The organism is Actinoplanes sandaracinus (assembly GCF_030009775.1).
Lineage (GTDB): Bacteria > Actinomycetota > Actinomycetes > Mycobacteriales > Micromonosporaceae > Actinoplanes > Actinoplanes sandaracinus.
Map to the genome: position 1 here is coordinate 106,837 of NZ_JASCTH010000022.1, position 20,718 is coordinate 127,554.

Annotated in this window: 17 protein-coding genes; 6 read left to right on the top strand and 11 right to left on the bottom strand. The window is 69.8% G+C overall.

Annotated features, from left to right (window positions below; all coding sequences use genetic code 11):
• Positions 1–39 precede the first annotated feature (39 nt).
• On the bottom strand, positions 40–1,515 hold the full coding sequence (locus QLQ12_RS30255; protein ID WP_282758979.1) for a M4 family metallopeptidase: 1,476 nt from the start codon (positions 1,513–1,515) through the stop codon (positions 40–42).
• Complete coding sequence (locus QLQ12_RS30260; RefSeq protein ID WP_282758980.1) at positions 1,475–2,371, bottom strand: hypothetical protein; 897 nt, start codon at positions 2,369–2,371, stop codon at positions 1,475–1,477. The genes QLQ12_RS30255 and QLQ12_RS30260 overlap by 41 nt, the downstream gene beginning before the upstream one ends.
• Positions 2,372–2,534: 163 nt before the next feature.
• Between QLQ12_RS30260 and QLQ12_RS30265 the strand changes: the two genes are divergently transcribed.
• Positions 2,535–3,740: a helix-turn-helix domain-containing protein gene (locus tag QLQ12_RS30265; protein ID WP_282758981.1), complete on the top strand. Its 1,206-nt coding sequence runs from the start codon at positions 2,535–2,537 to the stop codon at positions 3,738–3,740.
• Positions 3,741–3,802: 62 nt separating this feature from the next.
• Here QLQ12_RS30265 and QLQ12_RS30270 read toward each other — a convergent pair whose 3' ends face one another.
• From QLQ12_RS30270 to QLQ12_RS30280, 3 genes are all read right to left on the bottom strand, one after another.
• The gene (locus tag QLQ12_RS30270) at positions 3,803–4,825 is read right to left on the bottom strand and encodes a LamG domain-containing protein (RefSeq protein WP_282758983.1); all 1,023 of its coding nucleotides are present in this window, start codon (positions 4,823–4,825) and stop codon (positions 3,803–3,805) included.
• A gap of 111 nt (positions 4,826–4,936) precedes the next feature.
• Complete coding sequence (locus tag QLQ12_RS30275) at positions 4,937–5,977, bottom strand: hemolysin family protein (protein WP_282758985.1); 1,041 nt, start codon at positions 5,975–5,977, stop codon at positions 4,937–4,939.
• 9 nt (positions 5,978–5,986) lie between these two features.
• Positions 5,987–7,321: a hemolysin family protein gene (locus tag QLQ12_RS30280; protein WP_282758986.1), complete on the bottom strand. Its 1,335-nt coding sequence runs from the start codon at positions 7,319–7,321 to the stop codon at positions 5,987–5,989.
• An 86-nt stretch (positions 7,322–7,407) separates the two neighbouring features.
• On the opposite strand from QLQ12_RS30280, the gene QLQ12_RS30285 reads away from it, so the two are divergent.
• Entirely contained in the window at positions 7,408–8,118 is a 711-nt protein-coding gene (locus QLQ12_RS30285) for a GOLPH3/VPS74 family protein (protein WP_282758987.1), read from the top strand.
• Between the two features lie 53 nt (positions 8,119–8,171).
• On the opposite strand, the gene QLQ12_RS30290 is transcribed toward QLQ12_RS30285, so the two are convergent.
• Positions 8,172–10,319 (bottom strand): (Fe-S)-binding protein, encoded by a 2,148-nt coding sequence (locus QLQ12_RS30290; RefSeq protein ID WP_282758988.1) that lies wholly within the window; start codon positions 10,317–10,319, stop codon positions 8,172–8,174.
• Positions 10,320–10,494: 175 nt separating this feature from the next.
• Positions 10,495–10,761 carry a cell division protein CrgA gene (locus QLQ12_RS30295; RefSeq protein WP_282758990.1) on the bottom strand — a complete coding sequence of 89 codons (267 nt, stop codon included), beginning with the start codon at positions 10,759–10,761 and terminating at the stop codon, positions 10,495–10,497.
• Between the two features lie 198 nt (positions 10,762–10,959).
• Here QLQ12_RS30295 and QLQ12_RS30300 point away from each other — a divergent pair, with 198 nt between their 5' ends.
• Genes QLQ12_RS30300 through QLQ12_RS30315 form a run of 4 tightly spaced genes read left to right on the top strand, consistent with a single transcriptional unit; the run spans position 10,960 to position 14,482 of the window.
• The gene (locus tag QLQ12_RS30300) at positions 10,960–11,757 is read left to right on the top strand and encodes a DUF881 domain-containing protein (RefSeq protein WP_282758991.1); all 798 of its coding nucleotides are present in this window, start codon (positions 10,960–10,962) and stop codon (positions 11,755–11,757) included.
• Entirely contained in the window at positions 11,757–13,559 is a 1,803-nt protein-coding gene (locus tag QLQ12_RS30305) for a class E sortase (RefSeq protein WP_282758993.1), read from the top strand. The genes QLQ12_RS30300 and QLQ12_RS30305 overlap by 1 nt, the downstream gene beginning before the upstream one ends.
• A gap of 4 nt (positions 13,560–13,563) precedes the next feature.
• On the top strand, positions 13,564–13,827 hold the full coding sequence (locus QLQ12_RS30310) for a hypothetical protein (protein WP_282758994.1): 264 nt from the start codon (positions 13,564–13,566) through the stop codon (positions 13,825–13,827).
• Positions 13,828–13,831: 4 nt separating this feature from the next.
• On the top strand, positions 13,832–14,482 hold the full coding sequence (locus QLQ12_RS30315) for an aminodeoxychorismate/anthranilate synthase component II (protein ID WP_282758995.1): 651 nt from the start codon (positions 13,832–13,834) through the stop codon (positions 14,480–14,482).
• Positions 14,483–14,569: 87 nt separating this feature from the next.
• Here the strand turns inward: QLQ12_RS30315 and pknB are convergent, their stop codons facing one another.
• From pknB to QLQ12_RS30335, 4 genes are read right to left on the bottom strand one after another with little or no spacing between them, the layout of a single operon-like run.
• Positions 14,570–16,327, bottom strand: coding sequence for a Stk1 family PASTA domain-containing Ser/Thr kinase (pknB, locus tag QLQ12_RS30320; RefSeq protein ID WP_282758997.1), 1,758 nt, complete (start codon positions 16,325–16,327; stop codon positions 14,570–14,572).
• The gene (locus tag QLQ12_RS30325; protein ID WP_282758999.1) at positions 16,324–17,685 is read right to left on the bottom strand and encodes a serine/threonine-protein kinase; all 1,362 of its coding nucleotides are present in this window, start codon (positions 17,683–17,685) and stop codon (positions 16,324–16,326) included. The genes pknB and QLQ12_RS30325 overlap by 4 nt, the downstream gene beginning before the upstream one ends.
• Before the next feature lies 1 nt (position 17,686).
• Entirely contained in the window at positions 17,687–19,189 is a 1,503-nt protein-coding gene (locus QLQ12_RS30330) for a penicillin-binding transpeptidase domain-containing protein (RefSeq protein ID WP_282759000.1), read from the bottom strand.
• The gene (locus QLQ12_RS30335; RefSeq protein WP_282759001.1) at positions 19,186–20,643 is read right to left on the bottom strand and encodes an FtsW/RodA/SpoVE family cell cycle protein; all 1,458 of its coding nucleotides are present in this window, start codon (positions 20,641–20,643) and stop codon (positions 19,186–19,188) included. Before QLQ12_RS30335 ends, QLQ12_RS30330 begins: the two co-directional genes overlap by 4 nt.
• Between the last annotated feature and the right edge of the window lie 75 nt (positions 20,644–20,718).

The window sequence follows — 20,718 nt, forward strand, 5'->3', positions numbered from 1 at the left end:
CGCTCGGCGTGGCCCACTGTCCGGTCGCGTCAGCAGCCGTCAGGCCCGCGGAGCCTCGGATCGCCGTCGTCGCACGGTCACCAGCAGCACACCCACCACGACGAAGAGTGCGCCGATGCCGGCGAGCCCGGCCACATTCGCACCGGTCAACGCCAGCGGGCCGTCCGCCGCGGCTGTCGGCTCGGTGGCGGGCGAGCTTGCCGGCGAGGTGGACGGACCTCCGGCAGCCGGCCCCGATGACGAACGGGAAGCCGACGGAGCAGCGGGTTTCGGACTCGACCCGGAACCGGGCGGAGCGGACGGGCTGGAGGAGGCGCTCGGCCCGCTCGAGGGGCGCGGCGGCCGCGGAATGTCCGAGACCTTGGCGTACACCCGCCATTCGAAGGTCACCGAGGCACGCTGCCCCGCCGGATCGGTGGCGGTGACGACCACCGTCGAGGTACCGGCGGTGGTGGGAGACCCGGAGATGAAGGATTCCCCGGGTCGGAGCGTCAATCCGGGTGGCAGTCCCGTGGCGGTGTACTTGACCTCGTCGTGGCTGCTTTTCAGCTTCACGAACTCCGTCGATCCGACGATTCCGATCCGTTGCCCCGGGCTGTTCACCGTCAGAGGCGGCAAGATGTAGATCGATGGCTTTGTCATGGCGGAGTTCCCGGCCGGGTCCTTGGCCGTGACCTCTGGAACGGCCGTCGTCGGCTCGGCCACCACGCCTGTGACGCGGCCGGTCGCGGGATCCAGCGTCAGCCCGGCAGGCAGTCCGGTGGCGCTGTAGGTCACCGGGTCGTCCTGCGGGTCGTACGCCTTGACGGTGAACGTGACCGGCTTGCCTGCCACGCCGTACACCGGGGGAAGCTGTTCGATCGCGGGACGCTGCGGCGGCGTCCCGGGCTTGGGATCCGTCGGCTGGGGGCCCGTCGCGACCGGATCGGATCCGTCGACGGCGACAGCCTTCCATGCCGCGTCCACGGCCTTGCGCTCGCTGCTGTCGGCGCCGTACAGATCGGCGGCGGCCTTCAGCGTGGCCTCGCGGGCGGCGGAGTAGTTGGTGTAGGACACCATGTACGTGGTCAGAGCCCGGTACCAGATCTTGCCGGCTTTGTCGTTGCCGATGCCGGTGACCGCCGGGGCTCCGCCGCACGTCGGGCTGTCGCCCCACTTCGACTTACCGCTGCCCACGGCGAGGGTGTAGAAGAACTTGTTCCCTACGCCGGAGCCGTGGTGAACGTCCAGGCTCTTGAGCGCCGGCGTCCAGCACGACAGCGACTCGCCGTCCTTGGCCGGGTCATCCATGAAGCGCAGCGGTTTGTCGGCGCCGTTCCGCTGCTCACTCTGCAGGTAGTCCGGCGGGTCGGCGGGGTTGTCGGCGTGGAACTCGACAAGCGCGCCGAAGATGTCGCTGGCCGCCTCGTTGAGGCTGCCGGACTCACCGGCGTAGATCAGGTCCGCGGTGGCGGAGGTGATTCCGTGCGCCATCTCATGCGCCACCGTGTCGATCGAGGTCCATGCCGCGGGCATCGCGGACCTCGCTGCCGCCCCGGTCGGGGTCGATCAGCTCGAACGTGCCGTCGGCACGGCGGGTGGTGCTCCGCGACACCTTCCCGGAGTGCTGGCCGTGCCCGCTCCCGGCTTCCGTGCGCTCGTTGTCGTAGGCGCGGCGAACGGCGCCGGTCGTCGCGTCGACCACGACGGTCATCGCGCTCGCGTCGAGCCCTTCGACGAGCACCCGCCAGGCCAGCCGCGGCGCGCCGTCACCGGCGTCGACGACCAGTGTCGGGGTGGTCCGAGGCTCCTTGCCGGTGAACTTCGCCTCGGCCACCTTGGCCGCTCTCGCCGCGGTCACGTCGGGTGTGGTCGACACCGAGATCGTCGCGCTCTGAGTCAGCGTCGTGTCCCGGAGCCGGCCGTCGGGGCCGGAGTGCACGATGAAGTCACCGCCGAGCACCTCCAACCCCCGGTAGGTGCGATCGAAGCGGACGTGCCGGCTGCCGTCCTTCTCCACCAGCGCGGAACTCGACTGGTAATCCTCCGCCGCGACACCGCGCACGAGCGCGCGGTCACCGACGACGATCTCCTTCGCCTGCGTGGCCGCCTTCTTCGGGCTCGGTCTGCCCTGCGCCGGGCTCGGCTGGTCCGGCTGGTCCGGCTGGGAGCGTCCGCTGCCGGTTGTCGCACCTGTACCGGGAACCTCCGCGGATGACGACGCCGCGGGCCGGGCGGACGACGACGTTCCCGCCTTCCAAGCGGCGGAGTCCTGCGCGGATGTCCCGGGCCCGTGCGTCCCGGCAATGACCAACGCGACACCCGCGCCGGTCACGACGGTGGCGACGCCGGTGACGGCCAGCCGCAACCGCGTCGAATTTCTTCGACTCATTCCTATATTGCCCCGTGTTGATACCGCCAAGTGCACGACGCACCATTCCAGACCGAGCCAAACGGGGCAAAATCGTTGTGCCGGACACCCGATCACCACCGGGTCGCACGCGGTGGTACAGAGATGAACCACTCGGCCGGAAGGCGGCGTTAACGTCGGCGGCATGACCCTACGACGGAGCGCCGACCCCGCGGTCGGCGATCAGATCCGTGCGCGCCGCCTGCTTCGCGGGTGGAGCGTCCGGTACGCCGCCAGCAGGGCCGGTGTCTCACATGCCACCTGGAGTCGTATCGAACGGGGGCTGCAGACAGCCGACAACCGATTCATGCTGGCGGGCATCGCCGGGGCGCTGGAATGCGCGCCGGCCGATCTGGCCGGCGCCGGGGTTCCGGCCCCCGACCGGGCGACCGCGGCGGCCCGAGCCGGGGTGCTCGGCCTGCGCCGGGCACTGGTCGACATCGACCTGACCGAGCCACCTGCCGGGCCCGCACCGTCGATGTCCGAACTGCGGCGGAGCGCCGCCCTGGCCGACGCCCTGCATCAGGCGTGCGACTACGCCGGCGCCGCCCGCCTGCTCCCGGACCTGCTGCGCGACCTGCACACCGAGACGGCCGGACCGGATCATCTCGAGGCGCTGCGGCTGCTCTGCGACGCGACCCACATCGCCTCCACGGTGCTGCGCAGCCTCGGGCATCCCGCGGACGCCTGGCTGGGCGCGGAGCGATGCCGCGACGCGGCGGACGCGACCGGCGACCCGGTGCTTCGAGGGCATGCGGCGTACGCGCTGGCCAGGGCCGCCGTCGCCTGCGGTTCCTACCAGCGGGGGCAGACGCTCGCCGAGCGGGCGGTGGACGACCTGAGCGGGCACCTGAGCCGGCCCGGCGGACCGGAGGTGCTCGGCTCACTGCATCTGGTGGCCGCGCTGGCCAGCCGGTGCCGGCAGCGACTCGACGACAGCATGGACTGGCTGACCGAGGCGGCCCGGATGGCCCGCCGCACCGGCGAGACCAACGTGATGGGCATGTTCTTCGGACCCACCAACGTGGACATCTGGCGGATGAGCATCGAAGCCGACGACGGCGACCCGCTCCGGGTCGTGGAGATCGCCCGGCGTACCGATCCGGCGGCTATCCCGGCCGGCGTGCGGCAGGTCTTCTACTACGCCGACACCGCCCGGGCTCTGACCCGCATCGGCGGACGGGATCGTGAGGCGATCCGTTTCCTGCTGACCGCGGAGCGGATCGCCCCTCAGCACGTGCGTACGTCGGCCGAGCTGGCGGAGACCATCCGAACGCTGCTGGACCGGTCCCGCCGGCAGGCCGGCGGCGCGGAGGTGCGAGCCCTCTACGAACGCATGCAGGCCAACTGAAGCGGTCCGCAAGCATTGCTCATCGCCGTCGGCGACTTCGTCAGTCGCCGACGGCGGCTCGGTCAGTCGCCGATGGCGATGAAGACGTCGTCGATGGCGCCGGCGAACTGGTCGTTGCCGGGGGCGGGCCCCTTGCCGCCGACCCGAAGTGGTTCCGCGTTGGCGATCGTCAGCTGGGGCGGCACCGGAACCCAGGCGCGCGGGGTGCCGTCGACCAGCATGATCAGGCGGGTGGGGGTGCGGCGGCATTCCAGGTCGTGCCAGGTCCCGTCGGCCACGTCGACCCAGGGCTCGGCACGGTAGATGTGCGCACGCTGGCTGGCGATCACGCAGCTCGGATGGCCCTGACGGTGGTCGACCTGGAGCTTGTACTGGCTGACACCACCGACCGAGTAACCCTTCTGCAGCACGTTGGCGCCGTCGGCCAGGTCGGCGTGGGTCATCCGGATGGAGGCGCCGTAGCGCAGCGGGCGGCGGCCGGGGTTGAGGCTGTCGTCGCGCAGGCCTTCGAGAATCGCCCGGGGGCAGGCCCACTCCCGCGGCAGGGTGCAGCGGTCCGGATAGGCGACGGCAAGACCGGACCCTTGGGGTACGAGCCGGAGCGCTCCCCCGTTCTGTCCGAGCGGCCGCAACTCGTGTCCGCCCCGGGAATCGGAGATCGGCCGGCCTACCCCGCCGTTGAAGTCGTAGTGCACCGCGAACGGCCCGTCCGCGACCCGGATCCGCCCAGGCGGGAGGGGTGCCGAGAAGGTGCTGACATTGCTGAGGAAGCCGGGCCGGGCCGGTGGCACCGCCTGCACGGTTCCGGGCCTGCCCGCGCCCGGGGCGACGGGTGGAAGGGTGCCCCGAACGGTCGCGGGCGAAGCGGAGCCTGGGAGGGACAGGGGCGGGAGCGGGGTACGGGCGGGGCCCGGCGAGAAAGCGGTCCGGCCGGAGGAGGCTGCCGGGGTCTGACTGCGGACGGATGACGTGGCGGGTGGTCCGGCGACGGACGGGGTGTGGGTGACGAGGAGGGAGGCCCCGGCCAGGACGAGTGCCGCTGACAGGGCGCCGATCGGTACGGCACGCCGTCGAGTGTGAAGCATGAGGCTATTGTCCCGATTACCACCTGCGTGATGGTCCGGCGCACCGGCTCGCGGCAAAAGCACTCGAAAGGGTTCGCCCGAACCACCGAAGCCGATCCGGGGTAACGCAGATCACCGTATCCGTGACACCGGATGTGCCGCCCCGGCCGGTTCTCCGATCACCGCGTGCAGCACGTCGTCCAGCGTGATCACGCCGAGGGGCCGCCGCCCGTCGCTGACCAGCACGATGTGCAGCCGGTCCCGCCGCATGGTGAGCAGCAGGTCGGCGAGGCTCCGATCGGGCGGCACCACGGCCAGGGGCCGGATCACCTCAGCCGGGATCGGCAGGCGGCGCTGTGCTCCGCCGTACCCGAGGATGTCTTTGACGTGCACGAATCCCAGCACCCGCCGGGTGTCGCGCTGGACCACCGGGAACCGTGAGCGGCCGCTGCGGGTCGCCACCGCCTCCAGCGTCGCCGGGGACACGTCGGCGGCCACCGTGGTGACCCGCGACCACGGCAGCAGCGTGTCCGCGGCGGTCAGGCTGCTGAGGCCGAGGGCGGCGTGGATGCGGGCGTACTGCTCGGAGCCGAGCAGGCCCTCGCTGCGGGCCTGGGTGACCATGCCGGCGAGTTCCTCGGCGGTGAAGACGGTCTTGACCGCGTCCGTCGTCTCGATCTTCCAGATCTTCAGGATCATCTTGGACGCCCAGCGCATCGCGTTGAGCAGCGGCTTGGTGGCGTTGCAGAAGGCCAGCATGAACGGGCCGAGGATGAGCGCGGACTTCTCCGGGCCGGCCAGGGTGATGTTCTTCGGCACCATCTCGCCCACCACCGTGTGCAGGAAGGTCACGATCATCAGCGCGAGCACGAAGGCGATCGGGTGTACGGCGTTCTCCGGCAGGCCGACCGCACGGAACGGGTCCTCCAGCAGATGCGCGACGGTGGGTTCGGCGATCGCGCCGAGCACCAGCGTGCAGATCGTGATGCCGAGCTGCGCTCCGGCGATCATCAGGGGGATCTGGCTCATCGCGGAGAGCGCCCAGCGCGCCGCCTGCGAGGTCTCGGCGAGCGGTTCCAGGGCGGTGCGCCGGGACGCGATCAGGGCGAACTCGCCGCCCACGAAGAGGCCGTTGCCGACCAGCAGGATCGCCACGAACAACAGCTCACTCATGCCGCGAACTCACTCATCGACGGGCTCCGGCGGCACGACCACGCGGACCTGCTCGATCCGGTGCCGGTCGACTTCCAGCACGGTGAACTCCCAGCCGTTCTCCTCCAGCGATTCGCCGGCGATCGGGATGTGGCCGAGGCGGGCCAGGAGGAAACCGGCGAGCGTCTCGTACGGCCCCTCGGGCAACCGGAAGCCGGTCTGCTCGTGCACCTCGTCCTCCCGGAGCAGGCCGTCGACCACGAACGTCTTCTCCCCGCCGGGGGCGGTCAGCTCACTCGTGCCGGTCTCGCCGAGGTCGGTGTCGTGCTCGTCGGCGATCTCCCCGACCAGTTCCTCGATCAGGTCCTCGACGGTGACCACGCCGTCGGTGCCGCCGTACTCGTCGACCACGATGGCCAGGTCGGCGCCGGCCGCGCGCAAGGCGGTCAGCACCTTGTCGAGGCTCAGGCTCTCCGGCACGTAGACCGGTTCCCGCGCGAGGGCGGAGACACGGATCACGGCCCGGCGCTCGGGTGGCACTCCGAGGGCGTCGTTCACGCCGACCACCCCGGTGACCGCGTCGAGCGTGTTCTCGTACACCGGAAAGCGGGTGTGCCCGGTCTCGCGCGCGACCGTGATGAGGTCGGCGACGCTCGCGGTGGTTTTGAGCCCGACCACGTCGACGCGCGGCGTCATCGCCTTCGCCGCGCGTTTCTCGCCGAACCGGATGGTCCGGCGCAGCAGGACGGCCGTCTCGGTGGGGAGCGCGCCGGCCGAGGCGCTGATCGCGGCGAGCAGACCGAGTTCCTCCGGTGAGCGGGCGCTGGCCAGCTCCTCCTGGGGTTCGATGCCGAGACGGCGGACCAGCCAGTTCGCGGTGCCGTTGAGGGCGGCGATCAGCCATTTGAAGACGATCGAGAAGCCACGCAGCGGTGCGGCGGTGCGCAGCGCGATGCCCATCGGGCGGGCCAGGGCGGCGTTCTTGGGCACCAACTCGCCGAAGAGCATCGAGATCAGGGTCGCCGCGATCAGGGAGACCACGCGCGTGACGGTGTCGGTGGACGAGCCGGCCAGCGGCTCCACCAGCGGGGCGAAGATCTTGGAGAGGGCCGGTGCGGCGAGGTATCCGGTGAGCAGCGCGGTGAGCGTGATGCCCAGCTGCGCCCCGGAGAGCTGGAAGGAGAGCTCATGCAGGGCGGTGCGCACCCGGGCGGCCTGGCGGTCACCCGCTGTGGCGCGCACGTCGATCTCGACCCGATCGACGGTGACCAACCCGAACTCGGCTGCCACAAAGAACGCGTTGCCAACCGTGAGCAGCGCAAACGCCGCCAACGGGAGCACCGCGGTCAGGAACAGGCCGTCCATGATCGCTTCACCTCGGACCTCATTGTGCCGGACCGGGACCATCCACCACTAACCGCGCCGGTGACAGCCTGTCTTACCGTCGGGACATGAACCTCCTGGAAGAGTTCACACTTCTCGCGCACGACGACGAAGGCCGCCGGATCATCGACGGCACCCGGCTGGACTATGCGCTGGGTGGGGCACTGCTGGTGGAGCTGGCGCTGGCCGAGCGCATCGGGATGTCGAACAGGAAGGTCGTGGTGCTGGACGCCACACCCGTCGGCGAGACACTCGCCGACGAGACGCTGACCCACATCGCCGGCGAGAGCCGGGAGCGCAAGCCGAGCCACTGGGTGCGCAGGCCCCCCAAGGGCGTCCGGCAGCGTGTGCTCGATCGCCTGGTCACCTCCGAGGTCTTGCGCGCCGAGCACAGCAGGGTCCTCGGCGTGTTCCCGCGCACCCGGTACCCGTCGGCGCACGGGACCGAACCGGTGGCGGAGACCGCGGTGCGCGGCCGGCTGCGTGCCGCGGTGGAGCGGGTGGGGACGGTCGAACCTCGTACCGGCGCGCTCTGTGCCCTGATCGCCGCGACGGAGATGGACCGGAAGGTCTTCCCGGATATGGACCGCAAGCAGGTCCGGGCGCGGCTGGCGGAGATCGGCGAGGGCGACTGGGCGGCCGAGGCGGTACGCAAGGTCATCCGTGACGTGCAGGTGGCCGTGGCGGCCGCGGTGGTGACCGGCGGCGGGGGTGACGGCGGTAGTGGTGACGGCGGTGGCGGTGGCGGCGATGGGGGCGGCGGTGGCGGCGGGTCCTGAAACGGCCGATGGCCGGGCGCCATCGCGACCGGCCATCGTCAGAAGCTCCAGGATCAGACGTCCTGCTTGAGCGAGCGGAGCAGGACCGTGGCCACGTCGACCACCTCGACCTCTTCCTGCTTGCCCTTGCCGGTCACCCCGTCGCCGATCATCGTGTAGCAGAACGGGCAGCCCACGGCGATGGTCTTGGCGCCGGTCGCCAGTGCCTCCTCGGTGCGCTCCACGTTGATCCGCTTGCCGATCTTCTCCTCCATCCACATCCGGGCGCCGCCGGCGCCGCAGCAGAAGGAGCGCTCCTGGTTGCGGGGCATCTCGACCACGTTGGCGGCCTCACCCAGAACCTCGCGGGGAGCATCGAAGACCCGGTTGTGGCGGCCCAGGTAGCAGGGGTCGTGGTAGGTCACGTCGCCCTCGATCGGCTGGACCGGCGTGAGCTTGCCCTCCTTGACCAGGTGGGCCAGCAGCTGGGTGTGGTGGACCACCTCGACCTTGAGGCCGAGCTGCTCGTACTCGTTGCCGAGGGTGTTGAAGCAGTGCGGGCAGGTCGCGACGATCCGCTTGACCTTCTGGTCGCCGAAGGCCTCGTTCAGCGTCTCGACGTTCTGCTGACCCAGCATCTGGAAGATGAACTCGTTGCCGATGCGGCGGGCCGGGTCGCCGGTGCAGGTCTCGCCCTCACCGAGGATGGCGTAGTTGACGCCCGCCTCGTGCAGGAGCGTGGCGACCGCGCGGGTGGTCTTCTTGGCCCGGTCCTCGAACGCGCCGGCGCAGCCGACCCAGAAGAGGTAGTCGAACTCCTCGACCTCGCCGACCCGCGGCACCTCGAAGTCGAGGCCCTTGGTCCAGTCTTCGCGGGTGTTCTGCGGGGCGCCCCACGGGTTGCCCTTGTTCTCCAGGTTGCGGAGCATGACGCCGGCTTCGGAGGGGAAGCTCGACTCGATCAGCACCTGGTAACGGCGCATGTCGACGATGTGGTCGATGTGCTCGATGTCGACCGGGCACTGCTCGACACAGGCGCCGCAGGTGGTGCAGGACCACAGGACGTCCGGGTCGATGATGCCCTGCTCCTCGGCGGTGCCGACCAGCGGACGGTTGCCCTCGGCGAGCGCCAGGACGTCCATGTGCGCGAGCTGGGCCTCGGTGGCCTTCTCCTCGCCCATCAGGTCCTTGCCGCCGCCGGCCAGCAGGTACGGCGCCTTGGCGTAGGCGTGGTCACGCAGCGACAGGACCAGCAGTTTCGGCGACAGCGGCTTGGCCGTGTTCCAGGCCGGGCACTGCGACTGGCAGCGGCCACACTCGGTGCAGGTGGAGAAGTCGAGCAGACCCTTCCAGGTGAACTGCTCGACCTGGTTGACGCCGAAGAGGTCCTTCTCCGGGTCGGCCTCCTCGAAGTCGAGCGGCTTGCCCTCGCTCATCATCGGCTTCAGCGCGCCGAGGCCGGAACCGGCCGGCTTCTCCGGGCTGCGCTTGAAGTAGATGTTGAAGAACGCCAGGAAGCGGTGCCAGGCGACACCCATCGTCGGGTTCAGCGAGATGGTGATCAGCCAGGTCATCGAGATCATGATCTTGATGAGCGCCATCCAGGTGGCGCCGTCCTCCCAGTCCGGGAGCACGGAGCCGATGGCGTGGCTGAGCGGGGCGGCCCACAGCGGGTACTCGAAGTGGTCGGTGGCGACCTTGAAGCCCCGGATCAGGAACCCGAAGATCAGGACGCCGATGATGATCGCCTCGACGAAGTACGCCTGCCACATGGTCGAACCGAGGAACCGGCTCCGCTTCACCGCGCCCGGCTTCTGCCGCTGGCGGACGAAGACCAGGTAGAGAATCCCGATCATGCCGAGGATGCCGATCCACTCGGTGACCAGGCCGAAAACCACCCAATGACCGATGACGGGCAGGCCCAGCTTCGGGTTGACCACCTCGAAGTACGCCTCGAGCACGAGCAACGACAGGATGACGAACGAGACCATGACGAGCCAGTGGGCGGCGCCGATCGCGCTCCACTTGAGCATCCTGGTGTGACCGACGGTCTCCACCAGCATGGTCTTCGTCCGGGTCTTCGGATCCTCGAACCGGGCCGGGTCCGGCTGGCCCTGGCGGATCACCGCGGTGATGGTCATCACCGCTCGGACCGCCAAGTAGACGGCCACCGCCGTGATTACCCCCGCTAAGACGGTGGCGATGATCTGCGCGATGCCCATCTGGTGCCTCCTCGGTCGGCGGTGCGCCAACCCATGTTACCCACGAGTAATAGACGGGCGCGCGCCGCAGGTCAATCCAGTGCGCCCCCCAGTCGAAAGCGCACCCCACGCCGGGCGGGGGTGCGCTCACTTTCGAGGATTTTCACGTATCCGCAGTAACGGATAACAGGCGTGGTCAGCGCCAGCGCGACAGGAGGCCCAACGAGCTCACCATGCAGCCGAACCCAACGGCGAGGTTCCAGTAGCCCCATGATCCCACCGGGTACTGCTGAGCATCCGAGAGGTAGTACACGACGAGCCAGCCGATGCCCACGACGATCAGGGTCACCGCGGTGACCGGCAGCCACGTGGGACTCGGCTTGTTGGACGCACCTTTCACCGCCGGGCTGACGTCCGACGGCGGGGTGTAGACCTTCTTCTTGCGAACCTGTGACTTCGGCACGGTGCTCTCCTGAGGGCAACAAGTGGTGAACAACCCACCGCTGAGCGGCTCCGGAACTCCCGAATGCTGCCCGTGGCGAATACTGTTCGACCGCTAGCGTAGTCAAGGCGGTACGCAGACAGGCACCCGCCGGGGCGAGAAAATACCCCGAGCGTCTGTTCTTGAGGGGGCGGGGTGGCTTTTCGAGAGGGAGGCGACGTGAAAAACAGCGCCGCTGGAGCCTCCTGGCGCCTCGTGGTGCGGCGTGTCGCCCGCGGCCTCCGGCCCCGGCGCGGTCACCGCCGGTCCGTCTGGTCCGCCGGGGTCCCGCTGATCGCGCTGGCGGCGGGCCTGCTCTTCACCACGTCAGCGACCATCGCCGACGGTACGGCACTGCGCGACGACCGGCGCCCGCAGCTGAATCAGTTGATCGCCGAGAAGCGCGAGCGGCTGGAGGCGAACGAGCGGGACGCCGCCGACCTGCTCGCCGAGGTCGACCGGGAGACGGGCCGCCTGGCGGAGCTCGACCAGCCGGCCCGGGACCAGGCCGACGCCCTGCGCCAGTCGGCCGGGTTCTCCGCACTGCACGGCCCGGGGATGACGGTCACCCTCAACGACTCGCCCCGCCGCGGGTCCGACTTCGGCGACAACGCTCCCAACAACGACGATCTGGTCGTGCACCAGGGCGATGTGCAGGCCGTCGTTAACGCACTCTGGGCAGGTGGGGCCGAGGCTATGACGATCATGGATGTCCGGGTGATCTCCACCAGCGCGGTACGCTGTGTCGGCAACACGCTGCTCCTCCACGGCCAGGTCTTCTCACCACCCTTCAAGATCACAGCGATCGGCGAACCCACAGCGCTGAGTCGTGCGTTGGAGTCGGCAGAGGGAGTCAGGGAGTTCCGGGAAGCCGTGACCGACTTCGGGCTCGGTTACACGGAAAAGGTGGAGAAGGACGTGAGAGTGCAGGCGTACGACGGATCGACCGATCTCCGATCGGCGCAGGCTGCCCGGTGATGGCGCCCCCGGAGTACCCCGCGAACCCGCCGGGCTCGGGCCGTCACCGCGCGCCGGACGCCGACGCGCAGACCGCTTACATCCCGCGCATCACCGACGCGTCGCCGGACGGCGTCCCCGGCGGGCCGCTCGCGCCGCCGGTCGGCCTCGGCGGCAACGTCGACCCGCGGCCGCCGCGGTCCGCGACACCCCGGGCGTCCGCGGCCCCGGGACTCGACGAGATCAACGCCGCAGCGGCCGACCCGCGGCGGCGCTCACTCCAGCCTCCGGCGCCGCCGGTGACCCTCGGAGACCAACGGGGCGGTTCCACCGTCCCGTTGGTCTCCGAGACCACACCGCAGTGGGTTGCGCCGCTCAGCGAGCCGCTCAGCGGCCCGCAAGGCGCCCCGGCGGCGGCCGCCTTCGACGTCCGCCGGCCGGCGCCACGGCCCGAGCCCGCCCCACCGCCCGGAAACACGGCGTGGGACCCGTCCGCGACCGCGCGGATCGACCTTCCGGCCGGGTCGCCGGCGAGCTCCTACGACGGCACGACGACCGCCTGGGCGCCCGCCACCGGACAGCCGGGCCTCGCACCACAGGGCCCGCCCTCGCAGGCCCACCTCCAGCCGGCTCAGCAGAGTCCGCCCTCGCCGGCCCCGCCGGTTCCCTCCCGCGCCGAAGCCGCCTGGCCGCCGCCGGAGCGGCCCGGGGCCGCCGACGGCGCCGCCGACTGGCTGCCCGCGAAGGACCCGGTGGCGGGCGGCGAGACGGCGTGGACGGCCGGGACGACCCGTGATCCGAGCGCGACGACGGTCCTCCGCACCATCGACGCCCCGACCGGCCTGCTCCCCGCCGTTCCGCCCGGTGGCTCCCCGCCGGGCCGGCCCACCCCCGCGCCCCGTCCGGCGGTCAGCGCGGCACAGGCCGCCCGCGAGGCCGCCGGCCCGGAGGTCGCTCTCGGCGCCGCACCGGTGCCCGCCGTGACGGGAGCGCGCTCCGAGAGCGGCGTGGCCGACGCGGAGTCCGGCCCGGCGGAACCCGCCAAGCCGAAGCGTGGTGAGCGGGTGGTCCAGCTGCGGCCCGAGCAGACCGAGGCCGGCTACAAGAGCGTCTACTCCGAGCTGACCCGCCCGACGATCGGGTCACGGATCCGCACCGGCATCCGCACCTCCGGCGAGCTGATGATCACTTTCGGTCTGGTGGTCCTGCTCTTCGCCGGCTATCAGGTCTTCGGCAACTCGGCCGCGGTCGACTCCGAGCAGGACAGCCTGACCGAGGAACTGGACCAGGCCTGGGCCGACCCGACGGTCGCCCCGACCGCGAATACGCCGGCCAAGCAGGGCCCGGCCGCACCCGGCGCCAACCTGGTCGGCCGCCTCTACATCCCGAAGCTCGACAAGAAGTGGGTGGTCGTCGACGGCGTCCAGCCCGACGACATCCGATACGCGCCGGGCCACTACCCGGAGACCGCGAAGCCCGGCCAGGTCGGCAACTTCTCGGTAGCCGGCCACCGGGTCCGGAAGATCTTCTGGCGGCTGGACGAACTCCTGGACGGCGACGTGATCGGCGTCGAGACCCGGGAGAGCTGGTATGTCTACCGCGTCTACCAGCAGCAGGTCGTGAAGCCGAACCAGGTCGAGGTGGTCGCCCCGGTGCCGGGCAAGCCCAAGAGCAAGGCGACCAAGGCGCTGCTCACCCTGACCACGTGCAACCCGAAATTCAACAACTACGAGCGCCTGATCATCCACGCCGAACTGGTCAAGACGGTCCCCCGGGATCAGGCCCTGACGGACGCCGGCATGCCGGCCGAGATGAAGGCGTGAGGCCGTGTACGCGTGGATCTGGCACCGGTTCCCCGGTGGCACCTGGAGCAAGCTGACCTTCTCGCTCGTGCTGGTCGCGGCGGTCGGCAGCCTGCTCTGGTATGTGATCTTCCCGTGGGCCACCCCGCTGCTGCCCTTCGACGACGTCCAGGTCGAAGCCGGAACGGGCGAGCCCGGCTCGGACACGGTCGTTCCCGGTGACGAGGGTCCCGACGAACTGCCCTACAGCACCACCTCCAATCAGCCTTCGCCCAGTCCCCGTAGGTGATGACGTGCGCATTCTGGTGATCGACAACTACGACTCCTTCGTCTTCAACCTGGTGCAATACCTCGGTCAACTCGGTGCGGAGTGCGAGGTGCGCCGCAACGACGAGATCTCGGTCGCCGACGTAAACAAGTTCGGCGCGGCCGGCATCCTGCTCTCACCGGGCCCGGGGGAGCCGACCCGCGCCGGGATCATGATGGATGTGATCAAGGAGTACGCCGGGAAGATCCCGATGTTCGGCGTGTGCCTCGGCCACCAGGCGATCGGTGCGGCCTTCGGGGCCACCGTGACCCGCGCGCCCGAGTTGCTGCACGGCAAGACCTCCGAGGTGCGCCACCAGGGCGTCGGCGTGCTCACCGGGCTGCCCGACCCGTTCACCGCGACCCGGTACCACTCGCTCGCCGTCCTGCCGGAGACCCTGCCGGACGAGATCGAGGTGACCGGGACGACCGAGTCCGGCGTGGTCATGGCGATGCGGCACCGGGAGTTGCCGATCGAGGGTGTGCAGTTCCACCCCGAGTCGGTGCTGACCGAAGGCGGTCACACCATGCTGGCGAACTGGCTCGCCTTCTGTGGCCTGCCGTCGGCTCTGGAGAAGGCGCCCCCGCTCGCCGCCGAGGTGGAGAGCCGACGCCGCTCCGCCTTCGCCGCCGCCTGATCAACCCCGGAACACGAGAAAGGCCGGTGACCCCCGACAGGGATCACCGGCCTTCGCCCGTCGTCGGTGACTAGCCGTCGTCGGTGACTAGTTGTCGTTCTCGCCGGTCCCGGCGCCGCCCGACGCGCTGGCGCTCGGGTCCGGGGCGCCCGTGGCGGCGATCACCTGGAGCTGGACCTTTGAGTTCCGCTTGACTTCTCTGTCGGCCTCGGTGAGCTGCTTGATCACAGTGCCGGGGACACCGTCGGCCTGCACCTCGATCGGTTCGGCGATCAGATCGTTGATCTCCAGTAGGGCCTGGGCGGCATCGAACGATTTGTTCTCGACATCGGGCACTTTCACCAGGGCGTTGTTGGAGACCTTGACCGTGATCGTGGTGCCTTGGTCGACACTCTCGCCGGCCTTCTCGACGTCGAGCACCCGGTCCTTCTCGTCGGTGCTGTTCACCCGCTGGATCTTGGGAACGAGCCCGAGCCCGGCGAGCCGCCTCTCGGCGGTGCTGGCGCTGACGCCCTTCAGATCACTCGGCACCGTCACGGCGGCCAGCGGGTTGCAGACCTTGTAGGTGATCACATCGGCGGCCGTCACGTTCGCGCCGGGCTTCGGGTTCTGCAGCGACACCGTGCCGGTGCAGTCCTTCTTCGTCTCGGCCGACACCTTGGTGTTGGTCAACCCGAGCCGGTTGAGTTCGGCCTCCGCGTCTTCCGGCGTCAGTCCTTCCAGCCGGGGCATGGCCACCGTGGTGGGACCGGTGGGTTTGTCCTTCTCGTTGCCCTTGGACATCGCCAGAGCGACGCCGAGGACCACGACGACCAGCACCGCCAGGCCCGCCACCACGGCCATCACCCAGGAGGAGCGGCTCTCCGGCTTGTCGGGGCCCGCCATCGCGGGCTGAACCGGCCGCTGCACCGTGGTGGCGCCCTGCGGCTGCCACTGGCCGGCCCCGCCGGTCATCGCCATGGTCTCGGCCTGGCTCATCACCGGGGTCGCCATCACCGGGCGGCCGGAGACGGCACGCAGCGCGTCGGCGCGCATCTCCTGCGCGCTCTGGTAACGGTTGAGCGGGTTCTTGGCGAGCGCCTTCAGGACGATCGCGTCGATGTCCGGCGGGACATCGCGGTTGACCGAACTGGGGACACGCGGTTCCTCACGCACGTGCTGGTACGCCACGCTGACCGGGCTGTCGCCCACAAACGGCGGGTGCCCGATGACCAGCTCGAAGAGGACGCAGCCGGCCGCGTACACATCGGAACGGGCGTCGACCGACTCGCCGCGCGCCTGCTCGGGTGAGAGGTATTGGGCGGTACCGATGACCGCGCTGGTCTGCGTCATCGTGGTGGCGCCGCTGGCCAGGGCCCGGGCGATACCGAAGTCCATCACCTTGACCTGGCCGTTCTGCGTGATCATCACGTTGCCGGGCTTGATGTCCCGGTGGATGATCCCGTGCCGGTGGCTGAACTCCAGCGCCGCGCAGATATCGGCGATGATCTCCAGAGCGCGGCGTGGCTGCAACCGCTGCTCCTGGGCGAGGACCTCCTTGAGGGTCCGGCCGTTGACGAACTCCATGACGATGAACGGGTGTTTCTCACCGGCGTCCGAGATCTCCTCGCCGGTGTCGTAGACAGCGACGATCGCCGGGTGGTTCAGAGCCGCCGAGTTCTGTGCCTCACGACGGAACCGCTCCTGGAACGTGGCGTCACGGGCTAGGTCGGTGCGCAGCATCTTGATCGCGACATCCCGGCCAAGGCGCAGGTCACGACCCTTGTGCACCTCGGCCATGCCGCCGTAGCCGAGCAGCTCGCCGACCTGGTACCTGCCACCGAGCAGGCGGGCCTGCGCCGTCATAACGTCTGTCGTCCTTCGTTCGGTCGGAACCAGCCGAGCTGGGCATCGGCCTGCATAAGACGGTACGACGCCACCGACAGAGGGTCAGCGGCCACGCCCGAGCGGAGGATAGCCCCAGAGCTGCTGTGATGACCCAGCACGCTGCCTGAGACGGGATTGCCGTTGCCGCTTCGTAACAGGAAAGAGATGACCCCGGCGCAGAGCAGCACCAGCAACGCCAAAACCACGGCCAGAACCACGAGCACCTGTCGCCCGAGCGAACCCTCCGGCTTCGCGGAGGCCGGATGAGCAGGCGCCGAATGATAAGCGTTGTTGACCGGCGGACCCGACTGCGGGCGGTACGGCGGGGGCGCCGGCGACATGGGCCGGGCCATCGGCGGTGGGGACGGCACGGAGGCCGCGCCCCGGGCGCCCGACACCGGGCGCGGCACCGACGCCCGGGCGGCGCCCGACGTGGGCACCCCGGACTGCGGACGGTTCGGCGGTGAGCTGGTCGGCCGCGAGTTCTGCATCGGCTGCCCGGCCGGCTGCTGCGCGGTCGTCAGTGAGGAGGCCGCCTGCCGGGCCACCGCGGCCATCGCCGAGGCGCTCGGCCAGCGGGCAGCCGGGTCCTTGGCCATGGCGCGTTCCACGATGGCACGGACCGCGGGCGGGATGTCCGCGGGAAGCGGCCGCGGGGTCTCCCGGACGTGCTTCATCGCGATCTCGATCGGGGTGGCCCCGTCGAACGGGCGATGACCGGAGAGGCACTGGTAGGCGACAACACCGAGGGCGTACACATCGGAGGCGGCCGTGGCGACGTCACCGGCGGCCTGCTCCGGCGAGATGTACGACGCCGTGCCAAGCACCGCCCCGGCCACGGTGAGCTGCCCGACCAGTGCTGAGCGGGCGATACCGAAGTCGGTCAGGACCAGCGTGCCGTTCGGGCGTACCAGAAGGTTGCCGGGTTTGACGTCGCGGTGCACGATGCCGTTGCCGTGTGCCGCCTGCAGCGCGTCGGCGGCCTGCGCCACCAGCGCCATGGTCCGCGCCGGCGTCAGCCGGCCGACCCGGCTCAGCGTGCGGGACAGGGCGTCACCCTCGACGTACTCCATGACCAGGAAAGCGATCTGCTGGTCACTGCCGTAGTCGTAGACGTCGACGACGCCCGGGTGGTTGATGGTCGCCATGGTCCGCGCCTCGCCACGGAACCGTTCGGCGAAGCCCGGCTCGTCGAGCAGAGCGGGCAGCAGGATCTTGACGGCGACCGTCCGGCCCAGCACGTCGTCCGTGCCACGCCAGACATCACCCATGCCGCCGCCGGCGATCCGCTCCTCCAAGCGGTATCGCCCACCGAGCATGACCCCCGGGCGGATCATGTCAGTTCCCTCCCCGATTCGCGGCGGCCTTCATGATGAGCCCGGCGATCCGGGCAGCCTCGGCGCTGGCGTGTCCGCCGGGCACGTTCTCCAGCATGACGCACACCGCAGAAACCGCTTTGCCGTTCTCGTCGTACGCGAAGCCGATGAACCACCCGTGCGGGTCGGCGCCTTCGGCGTTCTGCGCGGTACCGGTCTTGCCGCCGACCTTGAAGCCGCTGATCTTCGCGTTCTTGCCGGTGCCACTCTGGACGACGCTGACCATCATGTCGCGCAGGTTGCCCGCGACGGCCGCGTCGATCGGCTCGCGCAGAACCTTCGGCTTGGCCGTGTAGATCGTCCGCCGATCCGAGTCGAGCTGCTGTTGCACCAGGTAGGGCCGCATCTGCTTGCCGTCGTTCGCCACCGAGGCGGCGATCATCGCACCCAGCAACGGCGTCATCCGGACGTCGCGCTGGCCGAGCGACGACTGCGCGAGCGCCGACTTGTCGACGCTGCCGTCCTCGTTGGCGATGGCGCCGGTGCGGCTGGCCGCGACCGCCAGGCCCCGGTCGGTCGCCTCCAGGTCACCGACCCGGAGCGACTCGTCCTCGAAGCCGAACGCCTTCGCTGTGTTCATCACCACATCACGGCCGAGCTTCACGCCGAGCTTGGAGAAGCCGGTGTTACAGCTCGTGGTCAGCGCGTCCTTGAGAGTGATCTGATTGCCGGGGCAGACCTCGTCCTCGGAGTTGCGGATCGTCGCGCCGCCCTCTTGATAGACGCTGCCCGCAGGGATGGAGGTGTCGAGGTTGTACCCCGCCTGGAGCGCGGCCGCCGAGATGATCACCTTCATCACCGAGCCGGGCGGCAGGGTGTTGGCGACGCCCCGGTTCAGCAGCGGCTGATCCTTGTCGGCGATGAGCTTCTTGTACGCGTCCGTGGCCACTTTCCCGTCGTGGCTGGCCAGCGGGTTCGGGTCGTAACTGGGCATCGACACCAGCGCCTGGACGGCCCCGGTGGTCGGGTCGATCGCGACCGCCGCGCCCTTGGTCACGCCGCGCTCGTTCTTGGTCATCTGCTTCCAGGCGACCTCCTGCGCGGCGGGGTTCAGCGACATGATGATGTTTCCGCCACCGGTGTTGTTGCCGGTGAACATGTCGCTGAGCCGGTCCGCGAACAGCTTGTCGCTGGAGCCGGAGAGGATGTCGTTCTCGGCCGCCTCGATGCCGACCTCGGCGCCCACGACCGGCTTGTAGCCGAGCACCGGCGCGTAGATCTCCTTCTTCGGATAGATCCGCTGGTACTTCAACTCCCCGTCGGTCTCGGTGTTCGAGGCCAGCGTCTCGGTGCCCGCTTCGATCTTGCCGCGGGGACGTTCGTACTCGGCGACCTGGACCCGGTTGTTACGCGGGTCGGTGCGGTACTCGTCGGCCTTGTAGGCCTGAATCCAGTTGAGATTGGCGAAGAGCATGCCGAACAGGACGAGGATGACGACGCCGGAGCGTCGGAGGGGGGCGTTCACGGCTTGATCACCTCCGTCATGGCGCCGTGCAACTGGGTGGGTGCCTTCTTCGGCCCGCCGCCGGCCCGTTCCGGCCCGCTGGTCGCGGGGCGGCGGGCGGCGTCCGAGATCCGGAGAAGCATGGCGATGAGCAGCCAGTTCGCCATCAGTGACGAACCACCGGCGGAAAGGAACGGGGTGGTCTGGCCGGTCAGCGGGATCAGGCCGGTGATGCCGCCGAGGATGACGAAGACCTGCAGGCCGAGCGTGAAGGCCAGGCCGCCGGCGACCAGCTTGCCGAACGAGTCACGGACCGCCAGCGCCGCGTGCAGGCCGCGCTCCACGATCAGCAGGTAGACGATCAGCAGGGCGGAGAGGCCGAACAGGCCGATCTCCTCACCGAGGCCGGCGAAGATGAAGTCGGTGCGGACCTCGGGCACCTTGAACGGCGAGCCGGCTCCCGGCCCGGTGCCGAACAGGCCACCGGTGCCCAGTCCGAGCAGACCCTGGACCAGCTGGAAGCTGTTTCCGCTCTTTCGCTCGTAGTTCGCCTGAGAGAACGGGTCGAGCCAGACCTCGGCCCGGTCGTAGAAGTTCGCGAACGGACCACCGACCAGGTCACCGAGCAGATATGCGACGTAGACACCGCCGAAGAACAGGATCAGGCCGATGATCAGCCAGCTGGACCGCTCGGTGGCGACATAAAGGGTGACGACGAAGAGGCCGAAGTAGAGCAGCGCGGTGCCGAGGTCCTTCTCGAAGACCAGCACCAGGAGGCTGAACAGCCACACCGTCAGAACGGGGCCCAGGTCGCGGCCACGCGGGAAGTCGATGCCGAGGACCCGGTGGCTGGCCAGCGACAGCACCTCACGCTTGCGGACCAGGTAGTAGGCGAAGAACGACACCAGCGCGAGCTTGGCGAATTCACCCGGCTGGATCGAGACCGAACCGAGCCGGATCCACAGCTTCGCGCCGTTCACCTCGGAGATGCTGGCGGGCAGCACCGCCGGAATCATCATCAGCACGATGCCGACAAGGCCCAGGGTGTACGCGTATCGCGAGACCACCCGGTGGTCGCGCAGCAGCAGGAGCAGCACCGCCGCCAGGATTAGCGACAGCAGCGTCCAGGCCAGCTGGCGGCCGCTGGTCTCGGCGAAGAATCCGGGCACGGCCAGTTTGTTGGCGATCGCGTTCTCGAGGTCGAGACGGCGCAGGAACGCCACTCCGATGCCGTTGAGGAGCGCCACCGACGGCAGCAGCACCGGGTCGGCGAACGGTGCGGTGAACCGGACCACCATGTGCAGGCCGAAGAAGAGAAGACCGATCAGCGCGGCCGGCACCCAGAAGTTCGGTCGGATCTCGTCGAACTGATTGGCCTCCACCGTCGCGCCGAACGCGGCGACGAGCAGCATGGCGAACACCAGCAGACCGAGCTCGGCGTTGCGGCGAGTCTTCAATCCCCGGATACGCGACATCTCGCCCGTGGAGGCGGGCGTGGGAGCCGGTACGGCGGACGCGGTCAAGAATTTCCCCAGACGTGTTGGCCGTGC